Below are 16441 nucleotides of genomic sequence, written 5' to 3'. Positions count from 1 at the left end.
GGGGAGCGGGGCGAAGGGGGCGCTATATAATTAGATTTTAAAAGAAATATATTATAATGAAATCATCGGAGGAATCGAATGAAAAAGTTTCACATCGTAAAATTAGGGTGTCCAAAAAATGATGCAGATATGGAAATATTCAAAGGGTTGCTCCAAAGCAAGGGGTATAAATACGAGAGTAATCCTCAATTAGCTAATTATATTTTCATCGATACATGTGGTTTCATCGTAGAAGCTAAAAAAGAAAGCATCGAAGCTATATTTGAATATGTATCCCTAAAAGATAATAACAAAAACCTAAAAGTTATACCAATAGGTTGTCTAACTCAAAGATATTTCGACGATATTCTTAAAGACATCCCTGAGATTGATGGATTATACGGTGTGTTATCTCCAAAAACCATAGTTGAAAAAATTGAAAATGGAGAATATTTTTTTAAAAGGGAGATTCCTGAAACTTTGTACGATTGTAAAATTAGAGCGATTCCAGACTCACATTACGCATACGTAAAAATTGGGGACGGATGTAGTAGAAATTGTGCCTTTTGCTCTATACCCACCTTCAAAGGGAACCCAAAAAGTAGAAGTATCGAAGAAATAAACGAAGAAGTTGAATTTTTGGTATCCAAAGGTGTAAAAGAAATCATTCTCGTATCCCAAGACAATACCTTGTACGGCATAGACAATTACCAAAAGCAGGCACTACCAGATTTACTAGACAAACTTAACACTATAAAAGGAAAATTTTGGATCAGGGTGATGTACTTACATCCGGATTTTTTAAGTGAAGAAATCATAGAAAGCATACATAGAAATGAAAAAGTATTAAACTATTTCGATGTTCCAATTCAACATATCTCTGATAAAATTTTGCAAAGTATGGGTAGACATAAGAAAAGAAATGAATTAATTAAACTATTTGAGAAAATCAGAAAAGAACCATCTGCCATAAGAACCACGTTAATGGTAGGGTTCCCAGGAGAAAAAGCTGAAGATTTTGAAGAATTAGTAGATTTTGTAAAAGAGATAAAATTTGAAAGAATGGGCAGTTTTATTTTCTCAAAAGAAGAAAACACAAAGTCATTCACACTACCAGAACAAATTGATGAACAAATAAAAAAACAAAGGCAAAATGAACTAATGACTGTTCAAAGTGAAATTTCCAAAAACATCATGGAAAAATATATAGGTGAAACTTTAGAAGTCCTTTTGGAAGAAAAAGAAGACAACGTTTATGTCGGAAGAAGCTTTTTAGACGCTCCAGAGATTGATGGGAATGTATATATAAAAAATTTTGGTGACAAAGAACTAACTTTTGGGAATTTTGTCAAAGTCACAATTACTGGTTCATACGAATATGATCTGGAAGGAGAAATAGTTGAATGAACATACCAAATTTATTGAGTTTTTCTAGGATAATATTAGCCATTCCAATATTCATCCTAACTGTCTTTGGAGAACAGTTTTATACCGCAGCCTTGGTTTTGTTTATTATAGCTTCCTTAACCGATTGGTTAGACGGTTATGTCGCCAGAAAGACTGGTCAGGTTACCGATATCGGCAAATTTTTTGATCAAATATCTGACAAAATACTTATAAACTCGGTTTTTATTGCGATGTTAGGCGTTGGGGTTTTGCCTGCCTGGTTTGTTGCAATAATTGTATCAAGAGACACCTTTGTCAGCGGTTTAAGGATGGCAGCTGCAAATAAAAACATCGTTGTCCCTGCTGATAAGTTTGGTAAACTAAAAACCGTCTTAGAAATCGCTTTAATTATTGTAATATATTTGATGCTATGGAATTTTCTAATTACTACTTTGATCTATTTGACCGTTATAATCAGTCTATTATCGGGAGTTAATTATACTGTCAAAACCGCCAAACAATTCTAAAAAAGAAAGGAGTCCTAGTATATGACACAGCTAAAAAATGTAAATAACCACAATACCGACAAATTAAGATCCTTCATTGCTATTGAAACTAATGAAAAATTAGAAGGGTTGTTGACTGATTTAATCGAAAGGTTTCAAAGGATGGGATTTAAAGCAAATTGGACAAATGCAAAAAATGTCCATTTAACCTTGTTTTTCCTTGGGGATCAAAAGATGGAAAAGATAGCTCAATTAGCTTACAAAATTGGCGAAAGAGTATCCGGATTTCCCACTTTTCATTTTAATATCCACAAGATGGGCTTCTTTGAAAATGATTCTCAGCCAAAGGTCTTATGGCTGGGAATAGAAGAAGACAATACCTTAATCGGTTTGTACGAAGAAATAAAGAAGGTACTAAAGATTTCAGAATTAGAGGTTAAAGATACCAATTTTTTACCTCATATTACAGTCGGAAGAGTTAAATCGTTCCCTAACCACTGGAAAGAACTAATTAATTCTGTCACTTTTGATCAAATCCAAGTATACGTAAATTCTATCGGAATATACTCTTCTGAACTCACAAGAAAAGGTCCAATATATAAAAAACTTTACACTATCGACTTTGAAGGAGGCGTCATCATTAATGGCTAAAAATGATTCTAAAGACGCAAATAAAGAAGAATTGTTAGAAAAGCTTGTTAAAGAGTTAGAAAAAAATCATGGAACAGGATCAGTCATGTTAATGGGTAAGGGATTGGATAATAGCAATCTAGCCGTTGTCCCAAGTGGATGTTTATCGCTGGATATAGCTTTAGGAGTTGGTGGATATCCAAGAGGAAGAATTATAGAAATATACGGAAACGAATCATCAGGTAAAACTACTCTCGCTCTTCATTCTTTAGCAGAAGTCCAAAAATTGAATGGGATAGTGGCTTTTGTTGATGCCGAACATGCTTTAGATGTTGAATATGCAAGAAAGTTAGGTGTAGATGTCGACAAATTGATAGTTTCTCAACCGGATTATGGTGAACAAGCCCTTGAAATTGTAGACTCGCTGGTAAGATCTAACATAGTAGACCTAATTGTAGTAGACTCTGTAGCCGCTTTGGTACCGAAAGCAGAAATAGAAGGAGCTATGGGAGATTCTCACATGGGACTTCAGGCAAGGTTGATGTCTCAAGCTCTAAGAAAACTAGCTGGAAGTATAAACAAATCCAAATCTATAGTAATATTTATAAACCAGGTAAGGATGAAAATAGGGGTGGTGTATGGTAACCCAGAAACTACCACTGGAGGAATTGCACTAAAATTTTATGCTACTATAAGGGTAGAAGTAAGAAAGGGCAATCCAATAAGAGAAGGAAAAGATCAGATAGGGAATGAAACAACCTTAAAAGTCGTAAAAAATAAAGTTGCTCCACCATTTAAACAGGCAAATGTAGACATGATCTTTGGACGAGGTATCCCAAAAGAAAATGACATCTTTAACATAGCCGTAGAGGAAGAATTAATTCAAAGAAAAGGTGCTTGGTTCTCTTTTATCAACGAAAATGGTGAAGAAATTAGTTTAGGACAGGGTAAAACCAATTCAGTTAGTTATCTCATGGAAAATCCTGACATACTTGATTATTTAGAATATACGATTCGTAAGAAACACAATTTAATTATTCCAGATTATTTGATAGAAAAGTTCGAGTCTAATTCATCAAAAGGGAAAAAAGTAAAAAGTGAAGAATTACAAGAAAATTGATCCAAAAGATGAGAAAGCAGCCGAAAAATCTGCGTTGAATTTAATAAAGTACCGTGCCAGGTCAGAAAAAGAGCTCTCAAGCCGTCTAAAAGAAAAAGGCTTTGATGAAGAAGTTATTGCTAAAGTAGTAGAAAAATGCAAGAAGAGCGGTTTGATAGATGATAAACTTTTTGCATATTTATATGCATATGACAAGTTAACTTTAGACAATAAAGGTCCCATGTTTATACAGTATGAATTAAAACGGTTGGGAGTAGATGAAAGATTAATTCTCGAGGCTCTCGAAAAAGTAAAAAGCGAAGTAGATATAAATACAATTGCTTTAGAATTGGCAAAAAATTATTATGAAAAAACACAAGACACTCTCAAAACTAAAGCTTACTTGTATAGAAGAGGTTTTGAGCCAGACATTATAAACTGTGTTATTGAAGACTTAAGAGGTGATTAAAATTGGAAATTCTGGTATATATAATTATAGGCATAGCTATATTTATCTTATCTCTGCTTGTTGGAATTAATATTGGAAATAGAAGGATGATCTCCACACTAGCAACCAAAAAAGAAGAATTGGAAGTTGAAATAAAAAACAAACAAAAAGAAATAGAAAAGATGTTAAAAAATGCAGAAGAAGAAGCTAAGGCATTAAAACAAAAAGAATTACTTGAGGCAAAAGAAGAGATACATAGGCTCAGGCAAGAATTTGATTCAGAAGCAAAGCAACAAAGAGAAGAACTTAAAGCCAATGAAGAGAGATTAATTAGAAAAGAAGAAAGCTTAGCAAAAAAAGAAGAGAATTTAGAAAAACTAAAAGAAAAATTGGAAGTCCAGCATGAAAACGTCTTGAAATTGGAGAAAGAATTAGAAACTAAATTAAATGAAATTGCAAAAATGACCGAAGAAGAAGCACGTCAAGTAGTAATAAACGAAGCAAGGGATAAATATGAAAGAGAAATTGCCCAAAAGTTCAAAGAAATAAAAGATCATTACGAAGAAGAATCAAAAAAATACGCCAGATGGGTTATCACTACTGCTATTCAAAGATATGCATCAGATGTCACCAACGAAATAACAACCTCAACCGTAGCTTTGCCCACAGATGACATGAAAGGAAGAATAATAGGTAGAGAGGGAAGAAACATCAGAACTTTTGAAAAACTCACAGGTACCGATTTGATAATTGATGATACCCCAGAGATAGTTGTAATCTCATCGTTCAACCCATTACGAAGAGAAATAGCAAAAAGAACACTTGAAATGCTTGTAGCCGATGGAAGAATACATCCTGCTAGAATAGAAGAGCTCTATGAGAAATCAAAAAATGAAATCCAAGAATACATAAAAGAAGTAGGAAAAGAAGCGGTAATGCGAGTAGGTATAAAACAGCCGAACATTGAAATAATCAAACTTCTAGGTAGATTAAAATTTAGAACCAGTTATGGACAAGATGTGTTAGAGCATTCAATAGAAGTATCACAATTTGCTGGAATGATGGCAAGCGAATTAGGATTGAATGTTGAACTAGCTAAAAGAGCGGCTTTATTCCATGATTTGGGTAAGGCTGTTGATCATGAAGTTGAAGGATCACATGCTATTGTTGGAGGGCAAATTGCTAAGAGATACGGAGAAAAATTAGAAGTAGTTAACGCGATACAGTATCACCATAACGAAGTTGACCCCATGACACCCGAAGCTGTTTTAGTTGCTGCAAGTGATGCGTTATCGGCATCCAGACCTGGTGCACGTAAAGAAACTTTGGAAAATTACATTCGAAGAATCGAGCAACTTGAGGAGATCGCAAAATCATTCAGATACGTTGATAAAGCTTATGCAATACAAGCAGGAAGAGAATTGAGAATAATAGTTCAACCAGATAAAGTTGAAGATGAAATCGCAGAAAAATTGGCACACGATATATCTGTTCAAATAGAGGAAAAGGTTCAATATCCTGGTGTAATCAAAGTAACCGTAATTAGAGAAAAAAGAAGCATATCTTATGCAAGTTAGAAATCAGTTAATATCTTAGGGGGATACACCCCTAAGATTTTATTTTTATAATAAAATCAGGTGTTTATTATGACAGATTTTGAACCATCAGGGTATTCAATAAAAAAACGCTTCTTTCATTTATTTATGGCTGCTTTAATATTCTTACGTTTTTGTAACTGTCAAACTCAAGAAAAATCATTAAGGGTTTGACGCAAAATATTAAATATGAGTTATTTCTAATTCTTAATTAATCGTATTTTTGATAACTATTTTAATCAACCAAAGAGGAATTTAAGTCTTCTGAAAAGAAAAATATCAGTTAATTTTAATGAAAATTTTAATCAACCAAAGAGGAATTTAAGTCAAATTATAACCTTTTTATATGAAACAGGCATGGGAGTTTTAATCGACCAAAGAGGAATTAAATGGGAGAACTGGCAGCTAATCTAAAAGGTGGAGAACCTTGTCTGTATATAGCTACCAGTTTTTCCTGGTATTACCTCGATTTTTGATTTAATTCTTTCTTTCAATTCACTTACATGAGATATTATACCCACCATTCTCCCAGTGCTGTTTAGCTCCGTTAATACTTCGATTGCACTATCAAGAGAGTTTGTATCAAGGCTGCCGAATCCTTCGTCAATGAAAATCGTATCTAAAGAAATACCCCCAGCTTCGCTTTGCACCACATCGGCTAATCCTAAAGCAAGAGCGAGTGCAGCTTTAAAACTTTCTCCTCCTGAAAGTGTTTTTATTTCTCTTTCTTTTCCAGTGTAGATATCAAAAACCATGATTTCTAAGCCTTCACTTTTCCTTGCATCAAGTACCTTAGAAGATCTATGCAACTGATATCTCCCATCTGTTAATTTGTTTAATCTTAGATTCGCTTGAGCTAATATTTCTTCAAAATAATAGGCTAGTACATATTTACTAAGGCTGATCCTTGTATTGTTGTCACCTTTACTGACATCTCTTAAGTTCTTTATAGTTGAGTATTCTTTTTCTTGTTTTTCTATCTCTTTTATGACAGTTTCTAAATTAGTTTTTGTGCCTTTAAGATGCTTTATTTCATATTCTAAATTTGTTTCATTTTTGATTAATTCTTCAATTTCCTTTTGTAATTGATCTATTTCATTTGCTATAGGAGTTTCATCAATTTTTTTAAGGTTTTTAGTGGATTCTTCTAAATCGATGAGAAGAGTCTGCTTATTCTTTAATTCTTCTTTATATTTTTGAACTTCATCTTCTAAACTTTCTATTAAGTTAATTTGTTCTTTTATTCTTTGATATTCTTGTTGATTCTTAAATCCCGTTTTTTCTACCATTTGATCGAATTTTTGTTCAGCATTTTTTACTTGGTCGTCTAATTTAGTTATGTCTTCGGTTAATGTTTTTATTGTTCCTTTTGAAGAGTTTATTATGTCTGAGATTCTGTTAGCTTCTTCTCTTTTTTGTTCGTAAGTAGTTTTGATATTATGGATAAATTTTCTTTTTTCTTGTATCTCGCTTTTTATTTCATTTTCAGTTTTGTTCTCTAATTGTTCTTTGAGATTTGTGATTTTAGTTTCTAGTTCTATAATTTTTGATCTCGATTCATCAATAATTTTTCTCAAATTTTCTCTTTGTTCTTCTAGCTCTTTAATTTCTTCTTTGATCTTTTTATTATCGTTTTTTAGGGATTTGACTTTATTGTATATTTTTATTTTTTGGCCATATTCTTGTTTTTGTTGGTTTAATCTATCTTCGAGTATTTTTATTAAATTTTGTATATGAGTGTATATATACTCGCTTTCTTGGGGGATTTGTAGTTCTTCACAGATTCTTTTGTATTCCGATTTAAATAAAGATACCTCTTGTGAATATTTGTTTGATACATCTTCGTAATTTCTTAGTATCTTAGTTTTTTCTTTCTCTTTTTTCTCTAAATTTTTGTTGATTTCCTCTAGTTCTTTTTCTGTTATTAATTTTCCACTACTTTTGGCAGGAGAAGGGTGAACAAGAGATCCACAAACGGGACACGGTTCTCCTTCTTTTAAAGTAGTTGCGAGATGATATGCCTGTGATTTTATAAAATCGGTAGTCTTTTTATTTTGTTCTTCCCTTAAGTTCTGGATTTCTATCTCTATTTCTTCTTTTTGCTTCTTTACTTTTTTATAATCTTTGTGTAAGAGTGCCAATTCTTCGTAGTTTTTGGATAATTCGTTGGCTGCAGATAATAATTTTTCATTTGTATTAATTTCGTTTTTAAGTATTTCAACGTTTATATCTTCGTTTTCTGATATATATTTTTCGTTTTGTTCCAATTTTCCTTGAGTTTCCGAAAGTTCCTTGTCCTTTTCTTGGCTTTCTTTAACCTTTTCATCCAAGAGTTTCTTTTTGGTATTGTATTCTTTTATTAAGTTTTTGTACTCAACGTATTTATCTAATTTTTGATTGAGATCTTCAATTTCTTTTTCAACTGCGGATATCTTTTGATATTGCTTTTCAATTTCTGGTAATTTTTCGTCTATTCGTTGCTTTTCTTCCATACTTTTATCTAATATATCTTGTTGATCTTTGAGTTGGTTCTTTTTATCGTTTAATTCTTTCAAATACTCTACGTATCTTTCTTCGTATGGAAGTATCTCTTTTGCCTTTTTTAACCTGATAAGGAGTTCTTCTCTTTCTTGAATATACTCGGAATTTTGTTGGAGTTCAATGATCTCTTTTTTAAGGGTCTCTTTCTTTTCGATTAGTTCGTTTGCTTTTTTTATATTTTCAAGATCTGTATTTAGTTTTTGCAGTTTGTCTTGTTTTTGAGATTTTTGTTTATCGGTTTCTTCTTTTGAAGTTTCCCTCTTCTTAATTTCCTTTGTTAATTGATCGATTAAACTTTCAGGATCGATATTTTCTTCTTTCAACAATTGATCGTATTCTTCTGATTCAAGGTTTATTGTTTCTAATATGTTTCTGACTTTTTGTTGTCGGTCTTTTAATCCTTTTTCTATATTTTTAAAAATCTCGTCTATTTTTTGTTCGAAGCGCTCATATATACTTATGTCAAATATCTTCTTAAAGATCTCCGCTCTTTCATTTGAATTGGCTGTTATAAACTTTCTGAATTCTCCTTGGGGAATCATCACTATTTGCTTGAATTGTTCATAGTTCAAACCTAAATATTCTTCTACCTTACTATTTACTTTTTTAACCCCAGTTTCATGTAATATTAATTGACCATTTTGATATATTTTTATACTAGCTTGACTGTTTTGCTTTGTGGTACCCTCACCATCTTTTTTTGATCTATCGTAAGAAGGGGTTCTTGAGACTTCGATTCTTTTATCTTTGAATTGAAATTCAAATTCCACGTATGTGTCTGTGTTTTCATCTGCAAAATGAGACCTGGCTATTGCATCTCCTCTTTCATCCATCGAACCATTTCCGTATAAGGCATAACAGATTGCATCGAAAATAGTAGTTTTTCCTGCACCTGTTGGGCCAGTAATTAAGAATAAAGTATCGTTTCTTAATTTGTTAAAATCTATTTCTTGCTCTTCCAAAAAAGGTCCAAATGCCTGGAATTTTAATTTTATTGGTTTCATATATCATCACCGCTTGTTTTTTGTAGCCCGTTGAAAATGCTTGTCACTATCTGTTTTTCTTCAAAAGAGAGTTCTTGGTTTTTGACTTCTTGGTAAAACAATTTGAAAAGATCCACTGGCGATATTTTCCTTATATTATAATCCCTTGTTTTTATTTCATCGTTTGTTTTTAAATTGGGGAAATCAAGGGATAGAACATTTGGGAATTTTGCTCTCAATTTGTTTATAGCGTCATAAACGGGTTTGGTGTTTTCTAATATGATTTGAAGATAATCATCTGAACTCTCCATTTTCATTATGTCATCAAATGATCCTCTTATTATTTTCATATCTTTAGCGGTCTTAAAGCTCAATTTTTCAACTTTTATATTTCCCTTTTCTTTCATTTCTACTAAGTTCATTCCTTTTATATGGTCTGCTTCACTGAAGGAGTACTTTAAAAGAGAACCGGAATAATAAATATTTTTGATCTTTTGAGGTCTGTGAAGATGTCCAAGGGCAACGTAATCAAATTTTTCAAAGATATCTGGATCCACATATTCACTTCCTCCAATTGTCAGAGGTCTTTCGGATTCACTATTCAATCCACCCGTTATGTATTCGTGGGCTATCAATACGTTCCTTTCATCTTCATCCAAATCGATACTGTCAAGGTAATGCTTTAAAAGCTGGGTTTTATCCTCAAAATTTGTCTCGAATATATCACCGGCTTTTTGAGGATCAACGTATGGAAGCATAAAAAACTTAACGGGACCATACTCGTCATTAAAGGTGATTTTTTTAACTTCTTTTTTCAAAGTACCTTCGATATGAAGATTCATATTAGAGAGTATACCATTCAAGAACTCAAGTCTCTCATCGCTATCGTGATTTCCTGAGATTATGAGTGTGGGAATTTTTAATCCGAGTACAATTTTGGAGAGTACTTCGTTCAGTAGATTAACTGCCTCTGATGGAGGAATGCCTCTATCGTATAAATCTCCTGCTATCAATAATACATCCGGTGGAGTTTTGGATAAATATGCCAAAAAGTTATCTAAAATATATTTTTGATCCAAAGTCATATAGTTGGAATATATTATCTTTCCAAGATGCCAATCCGCAGTATGAACAAATTTCATAATAGCTTCCTCCAAATTCTAAAAAAGGGATGCAAGTTGCATCCCTTATCTTTCAACTTTTTTTAATACAATGGTTCTACATCCATATGTTCCCAATAATCTTTGGATAATTTTTGATAGAGTGTGTAAATCCTATCTCTATGTTCTTTTTCCCATTCGGCTAGATGATTCAATACCTTTTTTAACTCTTCGTCTTCAACACTTTCAGCAGCTTTGTTATAGAAATTCATGAAATCTTCTTCGATAAGATACGCCATTCTTAATACAGGAATATCGGATTTTACTGCTGTAAAATCACCCTGGTAAGCTATTTCTTGGGTAGCTCTTTTGGAAAAAGATTTGCCCACATCAGTGGGTTGTGAGAAATGTCCATAATCATGACTTTTTACATCTTTTATTAGGCTACTTATATAATCTGCGTGACCTTTCTCCATGCTACTTAAATCTTCAAAGGTTTCCTTAACTTGTTTAATTTTTACTGTTTTTGCTTTTGATTCGTAAAATTGCATTCCTTCTAATTCCTTAGATAAAGAATATTCTAATATACCAAGAGCCTTTTTTTCATTCAAAGAAAACACCTCCAACTATTTGTTTTATATTGCCTATAGAAACTTTAACATTTGATTTAGAAACCCTTTTCCACACAGCCAACAGTCAACTATTTTGAATATTCTACATAAATGTAAGGTAAAAGAATAAATTCTAAAATAATTGATAAGTAAAGTCCAACAACAGGTATCATTCCCAAAAGAAAAATAACAAGTAAAAGCAGAAATATTTGTAAGAAGTTTTCTCCGTTAAAAACGAAAGAAAAACTCCTTTTTAGAGAATCGGTAACCGAAAGCTTGTCAACCACCAATGCAGACGGAGAAAAAATTAAGAAAAGGGCTAATATTAAACCCGGGATAACATAAGCTAAAGTTCCAAGAGATATAAGAAAACCTACCACAATAGAAAGCACGATTATATCTAATAGAAGTTGATTAACTTGAGAGAAACTATTTTTAAGATCAATTTTTTCCCCTTTTTTATATTGATCAAATAATATAGCGATCCAAGCGATTAAGAACATTGTACTTATACCTATAACAATAGAAGATAAAAAATTAGCAATGGGTCCTATAAATCTTATAGCATCGAAAAGTAAAGTAAGTATAATCCCTATAAAGACTGGTATGAGAATGATTGGATTTTTACCGACTATTTTAAACGGTTCGGTAAAAACATCACCTAGTTTTATTCTCACGCATATTCCCCCCTCTAATTTTTAAGACACTCATGTGACTTTTTCTCCTTCCAAACATCTATTTTTTTCAAATTGCAAAGTAGTATGATCGATTTCAAAATCTTCTTTTAAAACTTTGTTTAATTTATCTATGCAATTATCTAAATCATAATTATTTTGGTCCAAACTTTCTTGAAGTCTTATATGAGCTTCCATGTATTTGTCTTTTCCGTCGGTTGTCCAAATGTGGATATGGTGAACATCTTTTACGAAATCAAACTTCTCCAATTTTGCTTTTATTTTTTCAATTTCAATATCCGTTGGAGTTCCTTGTAGTAATATATTTACAGTGTTCTTAAGTAGTGGTACACTTTCTACAAATATATACCCGCTTATCATAAGAGTGAATATAGCATCAACGATATAAAGTTTTTGATAAATGATCAAAAATGCCCCAATGATAACGAATATAGACGAAAAGGTATCACTAAGGATATGAACAAAAGTAGCTCTGACATTTAGATTTGTTTTTGAACCAGAATGCAGTAAATATGCAGTTGCTAAATTACCTGCTAAACCAATGAAAGCAACTATTAACATAATGTTACCTTGTATGATCGATGGATTTGATAATTTATTTATACCTTCAATAAGTAAATAAACAGCAATAACCATTAATATTTCTGTATTTACAAAAGCGGCAAGTGTCTCCACCCTTTTATAGCCGTATGTCCTTTTTGAGTCTCGTTTCTTTTTTGACAAAACTCTTGCTATATAACTTATAAGAATTGCGGTAGTATCGTTAAGATTATGTATGGCATCGGATAATAAAGCTAAACTATTAGAAAAGATTCCACCTAATATCTCTGTTATAGTTATTCCAAAATTTAGTATAACTGAAAAAAGAAGTCTAAAATCTAGAGCCCTTTCTTTTTCTTCATGATTTAGATCCATAAAACCATCCTTTATTTTATTGGCAATTCACTTGAATCATAAACATAGATACCATTTTCATATTTTGAATATTTCCATTTCGGGAAAGTCCATTGATTTGAAATTACTTTTGCACCCGGCTTGAGTTCTTTTTTTAACTTGTTTTCTAATTCATTCATCGCAAAATCCACTTGAAAAACTGTTATAATATCGAATTTAGATAAATCCGCTTTCCAAAAGTTTTTCCAATGAATGAATGCCTTTCCTTTTAGCCCGGCTCTTCTAATATTTATCCTTGAAATCAAAACTAAAAAAGGATTTATCTCAAAACCATGAGCTTGTGCACCTTTTTCAGCAAAGGCTATAACAACACGGCCATCTCCCGATCCTAAATCTACCGATATCTCGTCCCCCTTTATTTCTGCTATGTCAACCATTTTTTTAACGTCTCTTTTTCTACTTGGATCAAAGATTGCACCCTTCAACGAAAAAGGAATTATCCAGAAAAAAAGTAAATATAATATTAATAAAGCTAAAATTGTAAAAAATATCCACATATTTTCTCCCTAGTTATGAATAGAATATATTGTGATCTTACCATCTTTTGTATTTTGTTACTTCTCGCAAGAAGGTCTTTCTTTTTTCTTTGTCGCTTTCTTTTTCTACATCTAACGGGGGATATCCGTCTATTACTCCTAATATACCTCTTCCCTGATCACTTTCAGCTACAATTATTTGTAAAGGGTTTGCTGTGGCAGCAAAAATATTGAGTACTTCTTGCACATTCAATAGTTGATTTTTTATGTTTATTGGGAACCCGTTTTTAATAATTAACACAAAGCAATGACCTGCTCCTATCTTTTGAGCGTTATCGATAGCTACTTTAATCAACTCATCATCGTTCCCATCGTATCTTACAAGGCGTGGACCAGACGCTTCGTTGAAAGCTAAGCCAAATTTTAAAGAAGGATTCGTTGTAACTATACTTTCATAGATATCTTCGACGGTTTTTATGAAATGCGATTGCCCCACTATTATATTCGTATCTTCGGGAATATCTAACTGTACAACATCGAGATTTAAATCCATCTTTCGCCTCCTGATTATTTTTTTTGAAATAGTATCTTTAGGAATTGCTAAAAATTTCTAAAAATCAATCTCTTTTATACAATCCTACAATTTCAGCTTTTTCTATTATATGCCCTTCCATAGCTTTCAATAAATCTTCTTTTGTGGTGTTTTGAGGTAAATCTAAAGTTGTATCTAATGCGTAAAGTTTAAAGTGGTAATGATGAACCCCATGCCCAACAGGAGGGCAAGGACCCATGTATCCAGTTTGCTGAGCACTGTTCTTCCCTTGATTTAATGTAAGAGGATGAGTTATTGAATATTCTTTTGGGATCCTTTCAGGAATCTCATCAACTAATTCAACGTTCCATGCCACCCAATGCACGAAGGTCCCCATCGGAGCATCTGGGTCATCCATTATCAACGCCAAAGATTTTGCTTTTTCTGGGATTCCTTCGATTAACAAAGTGGGGTTGATATTTCTACCCTCGCAGGTGTAAGTGCTTGGAATATAATCGTTATTTTTAAAAACTGGTGAGGAAATTTTTAAAGTCATACCAATATCCCTCCTTCAAACGATAATTTAAAAACAACTAACAACTTAAAAATTTACATTATAATTATACCATAAAAATACTACACTTCTGATGCCTTTATCCAAACTCTACTTTTATCAGTCATTTTCCTTTTCTAGTGAATCTATTTCTAAATTCGAAATTAACGTTTTGCGCTGGAAAAATCCCCTTGTTCACTCCACGAACCTCTTCAATTGAGTAAAATGCATTTGGATTGAATTCATTAACTATGTCTATAATCTTTTTTAAATCTTTCCTCCTAACCACGCTGTATATAATTTTCACAGGTCCTTTAGATCCTTTCGCATCTATACTAGTTACTCCAAAACCCTCTTTATTCAAATAATCTACTAAAGGTTGAGCTTCTTTATTGGTTATCACTCGCACTAAATTTGTTCCAATAGCTATTTTCTCTTCCAAAACCGTTCCTAGATAATTTCCAGTAGCAAATCCCAAGGCGTAGGCTATTGCATAAATAGGGTTATCCAAATTATTCATAACTTGTGAAATAGCTATAAGCCATATAGATACTTCAAAAAATCCTAATACCGATGCCCAAAACTTGATACCTTTCGAGATAAATATGATCCTTATAGTCATCAAACTTACATCACAAAGCCTCATGGCAAAAATTATAATGGGAAAAATCACCAGCGAAAAAAAAGGTTGAATCCATAAAAGAAGAAACTTCCACTACATATTCACTCCTTTTAATATTGATTATTTTTTGTCATTCCAAAATATCTTATCATATTTAAGTGATATAATATAGAGATAAATAAATAAAATTAGGAGAGGAGAATTTCTTTTGCGAAAAATAGTTCTAATTTTTATATCTTTGGCCATCTTTAACTTGTTGTTTTCTTTAAACGTTGATTCATTGTTCAAGTCTGTAGAGTTATTAGACAACAAAGAAAACGTTGTGTCATTTTACTTCACTAACGATTCCGAGAGTAAAATTAATATACACATTAGTTCGCTTTCAGAGAATTCCCTTTTTGACGTGTCTTATCCAAGTGAAATTAGCTTGTTCCCATTCGAAACAAAAAAAGTTGATTTTTTAGTTAAAGGTTCTAAAACCTCACTAGGTACACATGTTCTTGCTTTTTCTGTAACAGCTGGGGATAATTTACCAGTCAAGCCAGAAGTTTCTAAAACTACCCTTCCAATTATTATAAAAGTTGTAGATATAAATACTTCGAATATGCAAATTTCTGTAAATATGTATTGTGATACCCCATTCCTTTCAAGCAAAGATAAATTAGGTACCTATTTCCCATTACAACTATACAACAATAGCGATTTGGAAGTTGAAGTTTGGGGAACTTTTTCTTTGTATAAATTAAATAACGAACAATTGATCTTTCAAAAATTCCTTTTTAAAGACCAATCTATAAATCTTTTGCCTCATACTAACAAAGAGGGTAATATTTTTATTGAAAAATATTTAGCTCCCGAAGAATACAAGATTAGAGCAGAGGTATACTACGGATATAAAGATTATTTTCAAGAAAAATACGTTTATGAGAAAGAATTCAAAATATCAGAGGACGTGAACAAAGAAAGGAACGTAGTTAACGTAAATTCAGATCCAAATCAAATTTATATAAAAATACCTAAAGAAATGAGCCCTAGGGAGTATATAACCAATCCTATAGAATTATTTGTGGATGTAGTTAATAATGATTTTTTAGATATGAGCGTTTTTTTGGATTTTGAATCGGAAGGTGACGAACAAAACCCTTATAATAGAAAAACAAACGATAAATATTTATCTATAACACCTAAGGAATTATCAATAACCAAATACCAAAGAATGGAAACAAAGCTAATAGCAGATTATCGAAGATCAAATTTAGTCGAATTAACCGGTGAATATTACACTAACTTAACTCTAATTGGAGAAAGTAACGATGGAACAACAACGATTCAGAGTAAAATCAATATTCCATTGACAATAGATTTTGGAGATAATGTATATAACTCAGAATCAAAAGTATACATTGAAGAGAACAATATTTTAAGCGACTTTTATAACAACATAACAATCAATTTTGAAATAGAAAATACTGGTAACTCATCTGTTAACTATGATATCTACATGAGAAAATGGAATTCTGTTACCAACAATCAGGTAGGAAACGAAATTATCTTAAAATCCAACCAATTACTATTACCTGAACAAACTGATGAATTGACAGAGAAATTAGTTACTGAATTAGGAGTGGATAAAATTCTTATAGAGATTGTTACAAGTAAGGGAACCGATCCTAATGAGATAATTAAAGTTGATAATTACTCACTAAATATAGATAGATAAAATAAAAAAGG

General features: G+C 32.0%; 16 protein-coding genes. 7 read left to right on the top strand and 9 right to left on the bottom strand.

Features of this window, described 5'->3' with window-relative positions; translation table 11 throughout:
* Positions 1–78 precede the first annotated feature (78 nt).
* The 6 genes from rimO to rny are packed head-to-tail and all read left to right on the top strand — an operon-like array spanning position 79 to position 5625.
* Positions 79–1386, top strand: a complete 1308-nt coding sequence (rimO, locus tag NAAC61_RS09155; protein ID WP_202695836.1) for a 30S ribosomal protein S12 methylthiotransferase RimO — start codon at positions 79–81, stop codon at positions 1384–1386.
* Complete coding sequence (gene pgsA / locus NAAC61_RS09150; protein ID WP_103065300.1) at positions 1383–1892, top strand: CDP-diacylglycerol--glycerol-3-phosphate 3-phosphatidyltransferase; 510 nt, start codon at positions 1383–1385, stop codon at positions 1890–1892. Before rimO ends, pgsA begins: the two co-directional genes overlap by 4 nt.
* A gap of 21 nt (positions 1893–1913) precedes the next feature.
* Entirely contained in the window at positions 1914–2522 is a 609-nt protein-coding gene (gene thpR, locus NAAC61_RS09145; protein WP_012207936.1) for an RNA 2',3'-cyclic phosphodiesterase, read from the top strand.
* Positions 2515–3621: a recombinase RecA gene (gene recA / locus NAAC61_RS09140; protein WP_012207937.1), complete on the top strand. Its 1107-nt coding sequence runs from the start codon at positions 2515–2517 to the stop codon at positions 3619–3621. Before thpR ends, recA begins: the two co-directional genes overlap by 8 nt.
* The gene (locus NAAC61_RS09135) at positions 3599–4069 is read left to right on the top strand and encodes a RecX family transcriptional regulator (protein ID WP_202695835.1); all 471 of its coding nucleotides are present in this window, start codon (positions 3599–3601) and stop codon (positions 4067–4069) included. The genes recA and NAAC61_RS09135 overlap by 23 nt, the downstream gene beginning before the upstream one ends.
* Before the next feature lie 8 nt (positions 4070–4077).
* On the top strand, positions 4078–5625 hold the full coding sequence (gene rny / locus NAAC61_RS09130; protein ID WP_369973679.1) for a ribonuclease Y: 1548 nt from the start codon (positions 4078–4080) through the stop codon (positions 5623–5625).
* Between the two features lie 428 nt (positions 5626–6053).
* On the opposite strand, the gene NAAC61_RS09125 is transcribed toward rny, so the two are convergent.
* The 9 genes from NAAC61_RS09125 to NAAC61_RS09085 all read right to left on the bottom strand — a co-directional run bounded on the left by NAAC61_RS09125 (position 6054) and on the right by NAAC61_RS09085 (position 14734).
* On the bottom strand, positions 6054–9188 hold the full coding sequence (locus tag NAAC61_RS09125; protein ID WP_202695834.1) for an AAA family ATPase: 3135 nt from the start codon (positions 9186–9188) through the stop codon (positions 6054–6056).
* Positions 9185–10309, bottom strand: a complete 1125-nt coding sequence (locus NAAC61_RS09120) for an exonuclease SbcCD subunit D (protein WP_202695833.1) — start codon at positions 10307–10309, stop codon at positions 9185–9187. The genes NAAC61_RS09125 and NAAC61_RS09120 overlap by 4 nt, the downstream gene beginning before the upstream one ends.
* Positions 10310–10371: 62 nt before the next feature.
* Complete coding sequence (locus NAAC61_RS09115; RefSeq protein WP_202695832.1) at positions 10372–10878, bottom strand: ferritin-like domain-containing protein; 507 nt, start codon at positions 10876–10878, stop codon at positions 10372–10374.
* An 89-nt stretch (positions 10879–10967) separates the two neighbouring features.
* Positions 10968–11555, bottom strand: coding sequence for a hypothetical protein (locus NAAC61_RS09110; protein ID WP_012207943.1), 588 nt, complete (start codon positions 11553–11555; stop codon positions 10968–10970).
* 30 nt (positions 11556–11585) lie between these two features.
* Complete coding sequence (locus tag NAAC61_RS09105) at positions 11586–12488, bottom strand: cation diffusion facilitator family transporter (RefSeq protein WP_012207944.1); 903 nt, start codon at positions 12486–12488, stop codon at positions 11586–11588.
* 11 nt (positions 12489–12499) lie between these two features.
* Complete coding sequence (locus NAAC61_RS09100; protein ID WP_012207945.1) at positions 12500–13024, bottom strand: class I SAM-dependent methyltransferase; 525 nt, start codon at positions 13022–13024, stop codon at positions 12500–12502.
* A gap of 37 nt (positions 13025–13061) precedes the next feature.
* Complete coding sequence (locus NAAC61_RS09095; protein WP_012207946.1) at positions 13062–13556, bottom strand: adenosine-specific kinase; 495 nt, start codon at positions 13554–13556, stop codon at positions 13062–13064.
* A 64-nt stretch (positions 13557–13620) separates the two neighbouring features.
* Complete coding sequence (locus NAAC61_RS09090; protein WP_103065305.1) at positions 13621–14091, bottom strand: YbhB/YbcL family Raf kinase inhibitor-like protein; 471 nt, start codon at positions 14089–14091, stop codon at positions 13621–13623.
* 121 nt (positions 14092–14212) lie between these two features.
* The gene (locus NAAC61_RS09085; RefSeq protein WP_237729859.1) at positions 14213–14734 is read right to left on the bottom strand and encodes a DUF2179 domain-containing protein; all 522 of its coding nucleotides are present in this window, start codon (positions 14732–14734) and stop codon (positions 14213–14215) included.
* A gap of 184 nt (positions 14735–14918) precedes the next feature.
* Here NAAC61_RS09085 and NAAC61_RS09080 point away from each other — a divergent pair, with 184 nt between their 5' ends.
* A complete protein-coding gene (locus NAAC61_RS09080) occupies positions 14919–16430 on the top strand; it encodes a hypothetical protein (RefSeq protein ID WP_202695830.1) in 1512 nt (503 codons plus the stop codon).
* The last annotated feature ends 11 nt before the right edge of the window (positions 16431–16441 follow it).

This window comes from Petrotoga sp. 8T1HF07.NaAc.6.1 (genome assembly GCF_016772115.1).
Lineage (GTDB): Bacteria > Thermotogota > Thermotogae > Petrotogales > Petrotogaceae > Petrotoga > Petrotoga mobilis.
The sequence above is the reverse complement of the archived record's forward strand: the minus strand, read 5'-3'. Positions and strand labels throughout refer to the sequence as shown.